The sequence below is a fragment of the Rhizobium sp. P1_E1 genome (assembly GCF_056406015.1).
Window position 1 is genome coordinate 1 of record NZ_JBFUAY010000202.1, and the last position, 7820, is coordinate 7820.

The window sequence follows — 7820 nt, forward strand, 5'->3', positions numbered from 1 at the left end:
AAGTAGCGAAGGTCAAAGATGCCGGCCGTCAAGGCCGGCATCCCGATGTGTTGAAGGAGGTGGAGTGATGGTGCCGCGACTGAGATTCGAGACGATCTCCAAGAGCTTCCCCGGGGTGAACGCCCTGGCCGACGTGTCGTTCGATGTTGCAGCCGGCGAGATCCACGGACTTCTAGGCGAAAACGGCGCCGGCAAATCCACACTTCTGCGAATCCTCTCCGGCGTGTTCCGCCCGACCTCCGGAACGGTCTTTGTCGATGGTCAGGCCCTGATCCTCAAAAGGCCGATAGATGCCCGCAGTGTGGGCGTCGCCATGATTCACCAGGAATTGCAGCAGGTGCCGCATTTGAGCGTCGCCCAGAACATGTTTCTCGGTCATCCGCTGACCCRCCTGGGTGGTCTTTTCGTCTCCCGCCGTGAGCAGGAGAGCCGCGCGGCGCAAGCCCTCTCGCTGATCGACAGGACTATTGATCCTTCAGCGCCGATCTCCTCCCTCAAGGTCGCGCAACGCCAGATCGTCGAGATCGGTCGCGCGCTGCTCGACAAGGCGAAGGTCATCGCCATGGACGAGSCGACGTCGAGCCTGACGCCGAGCGAGTTCGACCGTCTGGCAGAGGTGATCGCCAGCCTTTCGGCGAGTGGGGTCTCGATCATCTATGTCTCCCACAAGATGGACGAGGTCTTCCGCATCTGCCAGCGCGCCAGCGTCATGCGCGACGGCAAGCTCGTCGGCATGGTCGATCTCAAGAGTGCCTCGGAAAAGGACGTGATCGCGATGATGGTCGGTCGCGAGCTGATGCAAGAGGAACACAATTCCTTCGTCACCGATACGGTCAAGCTCGAGGCCAAGAAGCTGTCATCCGCAACGAAGATCCGCGATGTGTCGTTCACGCTGCACAAGGGTGAAGTGCTTGGCATTGCCGGGCTCGTGGGCTCCGGTCGCACGGAACTGCTGCGGCTTCTGGCCGGCGCTGACCGCCTGAGCGACGGGTCGATCGCCATCGACGGCAAGGTCGTGCGCTTCGCCTCCCCGCGCGATGCGATCGCCGCCGGCATCGGTCTCGTGCCGGAAGAACGCAAGCGGGAAGGGATCATTCCCTTACGTCCAGTCAGTACCAACATTGCGCTCGCTTCGCTTTCCAGCTTTTCGTCGGGCGGCATGATCAGCACGGGCAAGCTCCGTGCGGCCGCACAAGATTTGTTGAAGCGCGTCAATCTGCGGCCGTTTCAACTGGATCGCCCCATTCGCCTTTTCAGCGGCGGCAATCAGCAGAAGGCGATTATTGCCCGTTGGCTAGCGGCCAAGTCGCAGATCTTGCTGTTCGACGAGCCCACCCGAGGTATCGATGTCGGCGCCAAGTCCGAGATCTATCATCTGATCGAGGATCTTGCCCGCGAAGGCCATTCGATCATCGTCGTCTCCTCGGAACTGCCGGAGGTTATCCGGCTTTCGGACCGCGTGCTGGTGATGCGGGAAGGTTCGATCGCTGCGGACATTCCACGCGACCAGCTGAGCGAAAGCGCGATCGTCGCGCATGCCATTCCCGGGGCCAACCCCGGCGCCACCGTCGCCCGCACTGCGAGCTCCGCGTGAACCAGACAGGACATCCAATGACCAGTTCTTCGACTGCATCCGTTAAGCCCGCACCGGTCTTTCGCCGCTTCTCGTTTTCGCTCCGCGATGCCGGAACCCTGATCGGGCTCATTATCATCATGGCCGTGTTTGCCGCGCTCGTTCCTGGCTTCGTCTCCGAACGAAACCTCATCAATATCCTCCAGCAGTCGAGCATCAATGCGTGCCTTGCGCTCGGCATGACGCTGGTGATCATCTCGGGCGGCATCGATTTATCCGTTGGTCCGACGGCCGCAATCTCCGCCGTCATCACCGCGACCCTTCTTCTGACCGGCACGCCGATACCGCTGGCGATCTTCACCGGTCTCGGCGTCGGCGTCGTCTGCGGCTTCATCAATGGCGCGCTCGTCGCCTATGTCGGCCTGCAGCCGTTCATCGTCACGCTCGGCACGCTCAGCACCTACCGGGCCATCGCGCTCATTTATACCGGCGGCAATCCTGTTCTCGGCATTCCCACGGGCTTCCGCTCACTCTTCAACGGCAATCTCTTCGGCATTCCGACGCCAGTCATTATCGTCGCTGTCGTTGCGATTGCCGCCTGGATCCTGCTCAAGAAGACACCGATCGGCGAATATCTGATGGCGGTCGGTGGCAATGAAGAGGCAGCCTATGTGGCCGGCGTTCCGATTGCGCGCACCAAGATCACGGCCTATGTCATTTCCGGGGGGCTGGCAGCACTCGCTTCGCTGATCCTGATCGGGCGTCTCGGGGCTGCCGAGCCTATCCTCGGCAACCTATGGGAACTTGACGCGATTGCGGCTGCGGCCATCGGCGGCGCTTCGCTGATGGGTGGCAAGGGAAGCATTCTCGGCACGATCCTCGGCGCCATCATCCTTGGTGCGATGCGTAACGGTTTGACGCTGATGAACGTTCAAGCCTTCTATCAACTGCTCGCCACCGGCCTTATAATCCTCGTCGCCATGATGATCGATCGCGCGACAAGGGGACGGGGATGAACGCTGAAAGCTTCGACATGAAGGCCGTCGGGCCACGCATCCGCATGATGATGCCGCTCTTGACGCCGCTCGAAGCAAAGGTCGTCGATACCGTTTTCGCCATGCGCGATTTCAGTGACGAGACGTCGCTCAAGCAGATCGCCGAGAACGCCGGCGTTTCCGAAGCCATGGTGGTCAAGATCACCAAGAAGCTCGGCTTCTCCGGTTTCCGTGACTTCCGCTCCGCCGTCAGCCAGTATAACCGCCAGCCAACGGCAGAGATGCATCAGGAACTGTCCGTGGAGGATACGTCGCTTGAAATCGTCCAAAAAGTGTTTCGCACCTCGATCCACGCCCTTGAGGAAACGCTTGCCATTCTCGATATGGAAGCATTCGACAGGGCCGCGGATCTAATCCACCAGGCGAGAAACCGCGACTTTTACGGTGTCGGCGGCTCGGCGCAGATCGCACGGGATGTGGCGCACAAGTTTCTTCGTATCGGCGTGCGCGCCAGCGTCTTCGACGATTCCCACATGATGCTGATGTCGGCCTCGTTGCTGGTGGATGGCGATATCGCCATTGGCTTTTCCCATTCGGGCAACACGATCGCTGTGATCGAGGCAATCCAGCTCGCGCGCAGGAACGGCGCGCGCACCATTGCAATCACCAACTACGATTCCTCGGCTCTCGCCCAGTCCGCAGACGTGGTTCTGTGTTCCACCGCACAAGGTTCACCGCTGATGGGGGAAAATGCCGCAGCGCGCATCGCCCAGCTCAACATCCTTGATGCCATCTTCGTTGCCGTCGCCCAGCGTGACTATCAGGCAGCCGAACGCAATCTTGAACGCACTATGTCCGCCGTCACGTCCAAACGAAAAGATCGCCTCCCATGACATTTTCGCCTGTTGTCACCGTCTTCGGCAGCCTTCACTACGATATCGCCGTCTTTGGACCGGCCCGGCCCCGAAAGGGCGAGACAGTGACGGGGACATCCTGGCATCCGAAAAGCGGCGGCAAGGGCGGCAATCAGGCGGTTTCGGCTGCCCGCACCGGGGTCGCCACCTTCATGATCGGGGCGGTTGCTGGTGATGACTTCGGGGATTTTCTTATCGCAAATCTCGCTCGCAAAAATGTCGATCATACATTCGTCCGACGTGATGCATCGCAGTCAACCGGCATGAGTGTCGCGACTTTCGATGCCGAAGGCGACTATGGTGCGGTTATCGTGTCGGGAAGCAACCTGACGCTTGGCGACCACGATGTCTCGGCAGCTCGAGATCTGCTCAGCAGAACAACAATTCTCGTCCTGCAAAACGAGATTCCCGATGCCGCCAACGTTGCGGCGGCAAAGGCCGTGAAGCAGGCAGGCGGGCGCGTGCTGATCAATGCAGCCCCGGCACGCATTCTGTCGAACGATCTGCAACACCTGATCGACATCATCGTCGTCAATGCCATCGAAGCCGAAATGCTGGCAGGCGTTCCCGTTGTTGAAACGCTTGACGGCGCTCTGGAGGCGGCGAGGAAGCTTGTGAAGATCTTCCCCGAAGTGGTGGTGACCGCCGGGGGATCGGGTGTCGCCTACGCAAATCGCAGCGGAGAAGAGATCGCCGTTGCAGCAGTCAAGGTTGAGGTTGAGAGCACGCATGGGGCCGGAGACGAGTTCATCGGCGTCCTTGCTGCGGAAATCGCATCCGGGAAGACGATGAACGCCGCGCTTCAGAAGGCAAATATCGAGGCTGCACGACTGGTTAGTACGCCTGAAGAAAATCGTCTGAGATGAAGTCTGCCATATCTAAATGCGTCTGAGCCAATGACACGCGGCCGGCGTTGCAAGCTTTAATCTTTTCAACAAAGGCCGAGAACAGCTACGCCTTTCCATACATCCTGCTCGCGCGCAGCAGGCGTTGCGAATAGGGGTGTTCGACCGCACCTTTTCGCAAGGCGCCGACATCGACCTGTTCGACGATCTCGCCCGCTTCCATGATGGCGACGCGGCTGCACATGTGCGAGACGACGGCGAGATCATGGCTGACGAGCAGATAGGTCAGACCGCGATTGGTGCGCAGATCCTGGAGGAGATTGAGGATTTCGGCCTGAACGGACACGTCGAGCGCCGATGTCGGTTCGTCGAGAAGCAGAACGTCCGGATCCAGCATCAGCGCACGGGCGATCGCCACGCGCTGCCGCTGGCCCCCAGACAGCTGGTGCGGAAATCTGTAGCTCAGCGCCGGGTCGAGGCCAACCGATCTCAGGACCGCGTTCATGTCGACCGAATTCGTATCCAGCCCCTGGTTGCGCAGCGGTTCTTTCAGCTGCGAGCGGATGGTCTTGCGGGGATGGAGGGATCCGTAGGGATCCTGGAACACCATCTGCACCCGGCGGAAGAAAGGCCGGCTGCGCTGCTGATTTAACGTCTCGCCGTGGAGCTCGATCCGGCCGTCATAGTTGGCGTTGAGGCCGGAAAGCGCCCTCAGGACAGTGGACTTCCCGCAGCCGGACTCGCCGACCAGGCCGAAAGCAGTTCCCCTTTCGATGGCGAAGCTTACGTCTCGGACGACAGGCCGCTGCCCAGGCCCGAAACGGACCGTAAGATTGTCGATTTTAATCACCGCGACGGCTCCAATGCGAATTCTTCAAGCCAGGCCGGATCTCGTTTCAGGATCGGCAGCCGGGCAGGCGGATCTTCGATCGTCGGCAAGGATGCCAGCAACCCTTGCGTATAAGGGTGTCGGGCCTTGTCGAGATCGCGCGCCTCGAGCACTTCCACGACCCGCCCTGCATACATGATGAGAACGCGATCGCAGAAGTTCCTGATGAGATTGAGATCGTGACTGATGAAGATCAGCCCGAGATTGCGGCGCAAGACGAGCTCGTCGAGCAGGGCGAGAATTTCGAGCCTCACCGTCACATCGAGCGCTGACGTCGGTTCGTCGGCGATCAGCACTTCGGGTTCGGCAATCAGCATCATGGCGATCATCGCCCGCTGGCCCATCCCGCCCGAGATTTCGTGCGGATAAAGGCGGGCCACACGCTCCGGATCGCGGATCTGAACGGCCTCGAGCATATCGAGTGCCTGCTGCCAGGTCTTTGCCCTGCTCGTCCTCGGATGATGGAAGCGGTAGGTCTCGGCAATCTGTTCGCCGATCCGCATGACGGGATTGAGCGAATATTTCGGGTCCTGCAGGATCAGGCCGATCCGCCGGCCCCTGATCGTCATCATCGTTTTTTCGGTCGCCTTGAGCAGATCCACGTCGCGAAAGCGCATCCGCTCGGCATTGACGATCGCGGTCGGTGGCAGCAGCTTCATGATCGCGCGGCCGACGGTCGACTTTCCCGAGCCGGATTCACCGACGATCCCGAGCTTTTCCTGTCCAAGCGAAAAGCTGACGCCGCGCACGGCCCGCACCTGTCCGCCGCCGAAGGCGATTTCGAGGTTCTGGATATCGATCAAGTCCGTCATTCTGAACCTCGGGGATCGAGAACATCGCGAAGCGCATCGCCGACGAGGTTGAAGGCGAGGCTGACGAGTGCGATGGCAATGCCGGGTGCTGCGATGACCCAGGGGCTGTCGAGCATGAATTCACGTCCGCTGGCGGCCATCGAACCCCATTCCGGCCACGGTGGCTGCGCGCCAAGGCCGAGGAAACCGAGGCCGGCGGCAGTGATGATGATGCCGGCCATGTTGAGGGTGACGCGGACGATCACCGAGGGAATGCACATCGGCAGGATGTGGCGCGTGATGATCGCGATTGATGTCGCGCCCTGCAGGCGTACGGCGGCGATATAGTCCGCCTTGCGCAGGCTGAGCGTCTCGGCGCGGGCAAGACGCGCGATCGGCGGCCAGGCCGTCAATGAAATTGCGATGATCGCATTGGTGATGCCTGGACCGAGCGCTGCGGCAAAACCAAGCGCGAGGACGAGCCCGGGAAAGGAGAGGAAAATGTCGGTGACGCGCATCAGTACTTCATCGACGATGCCGCCGAAATAGCCTGAGACGGTGCCGATCAGCAGGCCGAGCGGTGCGACGATGACCGTGACGAGCATGATGATGTAGAGCGTGGTGCGGGCGCCATAGATCACCCGGGAAAAGACGTCGCGGCCAAAATTGTCGGTGCCGAGCCAATGGCTGGCGGATGGCGGCGCAAGCCGCCCGGCCATATCCTGAACGATCGGATCATAGCTCGTCAGCAGGGGGGCGGCCAGCGCCACGACGATCAGCACTACGATGATGGCTAGCCCGGCCAGTCCTAGCGGGTGCAGGCTGAATTTCCGCCAGCCCTGATGAATTTGCTGCGCCGATGACTGGAACCACCCTCGAGGCTCCGGTGCCAGCAGCCAGTTGCGAAGGCCGCCAGTGTTAACGCTGTCTGCGTGCTCAGAAGAGATCGTCATGGCGTCACCGTGTCCTCGGATCAAGAATGCGATAAAGGAAATCCGACAGGATGTTGATCGTCAGGAAGACGGCGCCAATCGTCAGGACGGAACCCATGACCACGTTCATGTCGTTCATCTGCAGCCCCCGGGTCAGGTACTGGCCGAGCCCCGGCCACCCGAAGACGGTCTCGATCAGCACCGCCCCCTCGAGCAGCCCGCCGAAGGTCAGCGCCATGATCGTCAAAAGCTGCACCCGGATGTTCTTGAATGCATGGCGCCAGACCACCTTGCGGGTGCCGAGCCCCTTTGCCCGCGCCGTGATGATGTATTCCTGGCTCAGTTGCTCCAGCATGAAGCTTCGCGACATACGGCTGATATAGGCGACGGAATAATAGCCGAGGATCGCTGCCGGCAGGATGATGTGGCCAAGGGCGTTGTGAAACACGTCCCATTGCTGCTCTATCGCCGCGTCGATCAGAAGAAAGCCGGTCACCGGCGTGACGAGACCCTCGTAGAAGACATCGATCCGGCCCGATGCGCCGACGAGCTTGAGCTTTGCATAGAAGATGAAGAGCGCCATCAACCCGGTCCAGAAGATCGGGATGGAATGGCCGGCAAGGGCGATGATGCGGGCAACGTGATCGATGATCGTTCCGCGCCTGACGGCAGCCGTGATCCCAAGCGGAACGCCGATGATCGCCCCGATGATCATGGCGATGACCGCCAATTCGATGGTGGCGGGAAAAATCGTCAGGAGATCGGTGAGGATCGGCTGGCCGGTCGTCGCCGATGTGCCGAGATCGCCTGTCGCAATCTTCCCGACATAGGCGAGGAACTGCATCCAGACAGGTTGCCCGAGCCCCAGCTCATTATAGACG

Annotated in this window: 8 protein-coding genes; 4 read left to right on the forward strand and 4 right to left on the reverse strand. The window is 60.7% G+C overall.

What is annotated here, in order from left to right; all coding sequences use genetic code 11:
- Nucleotides 1-67: 67 nt before the first annotated feature.
- The 4 genes from AC1D1Z_RS31210 to AC1D1Z_RS31225 are packed head-to-tail and all read left to right on the forward strand — an operon-like array spanning nucleotide 68 to nucleotide 4348.
- On the forward strand, nucleotides 68-1594 hold the full coding sequence (locus tag AC1D1Z_RS31210; RefSeq protein ID WP_477852713.1) for a sugar ABC transporter ATP-binding protein: 1527 nt from the start codon (nucleotides 68-70) through the stop codon (nucleotides 1592-1594).
- Nucleotides 1595-1611: 17 nt separating this feature from the next.
- Entirely contained in the window at nucleotides 1612-2589 is a 978-nt protein-coding gene (locus AC1D1Z_RS31215; RefSeq protein ID WP_018245819.1) for an ABC transporter permease, read from the forward strand.
- Nucleotides 2586-3461 carry a MurR/RpiR family transcriptional regulator gene (locus AC1D1Z_RS31220; protein ID WP_018245818.1) on the forward strand — a complete coding sequence of 292 codons (876 nt, stop codon included), beginning with the start codon at nucleotides 2586-2588 and terminating at the stop codon, nucleotides 3459-3461. The genes AC1D1Z_RS31215 and AC1D1Z_RS31220 overlap by 4 nt, the downstream gene beginning before the upstream one ends.
- Nucleotides 3458-4348: a ribokinase gene (locus AC1D1Z_RS31225; protein ID WP_018245817.1), complete on the forward strand. Its 891-nt coding sequence runs from the start codon at nucleotides 3458-3460 to the stop codon at nucleotides 4346-4348. Before AC1D1Z_RS31220 ends, AC1D1Z_RS31225 begins: the two co-directional genes overlap by 4 nt.
- A gap of 85 nt (nucleotides 4349-4433) precedes the next feature.
- On the opposite strand, the gene AC1D1Z_RS31230 is transcribed toward AC1D1Z_RS31225, so the two are convergent.
- From AC1D1Z_RS31230 to AC1D1Z_RS31245, 4 genes are all read right to left on the reverse strand, one after another.
- Nucleotides 4434-5177 carry an ABC transporter ATP-binding protein gene (locus AC1D1Z_RS31230; RefSeq protein ID WP_018245816.1) on the reverse strand — a complete coding sequence of 248 codons (744 nt, stop codon included), beginning with the start codon at nucleotides 5175-5177 and terminating at the stop codon, nucleotides 4434-4436.
- Entirely contained in the window at nucleotides 5174-6028 is an 855-nt protein-coding gene (locus AC1D1Z_RS31235) for an ABC transporter ATP-binding protein (protein WP_018245815.1), read from the reverse strand. Before AC1D1Z_RS31235 ends, AC1D1Z_RS31230 begins: the two co-directional genes overlap by 4 nt.
- Nucleotides 6025-6960 (reverse strand): ABC transporter permease, encoded by a 936-nt coding sequence (locus tag AC1D1Z_RS31240; protein ID WP_018245814.1) that lies wholly within the window; start codon nucleotides 6958-6960, stop codon nucleotides 6025-6027. Before AC1D1Z_RS31240 ends, AC1D1Z_RS31235 begins: the two co-directional genes overlap by 4 nt.
- A 4-nt stretch (nucleotides 6961-6964) precedes the next feature.
- The coding region (locus AC1D1Z_RS31245; RefSeq protein WP_477852717.1) for an ABC transporter permease at nucleotides 6965-7820 on the reverse strand (856 nt) is incomplete at its 5' end.

Bases quoted from the DNA above. Each gene is read 5' to 3' on its own strand.
- AC1D1Z_RS31215 (WP_018245819.1), top strand. From the start codon at position 1,612: ATGACCAGTTCTTCGACTGCATCCGTTAAGCCCGCACCGGTCTTTCGC.
- AC1D1Z_RS31220 (WP_018245818.1), top strand. From the start codon at position 2,586: ATGAACGCTGAAAGCTTCGACATGAAGGCCGTCGGGCCACGCATCCGC.
- AC1D1Z_RS31225 (WP_018245817.1), top strand. From the start codon at position 3,458: ATGACATTTTCGCCTGTTGTCACCGTCTTCGGCAGCCTTCACTACGAT.
- AC1D1Z_RS31235 (WP_018245815.1), bottom strand. From the start codon at position 6,028: ATGACGGACTTGATCGATATCCAGAACCTCGAAATCGCCTTCGGCGGC.
- AC1D1Z_RS31240 (WP_018245814.1), bottom strand. From the start codon at position 6,960: ATGACGATCTCTTCTGAGCACGCAGACAGCGTTAACACTGGCGGCCTT.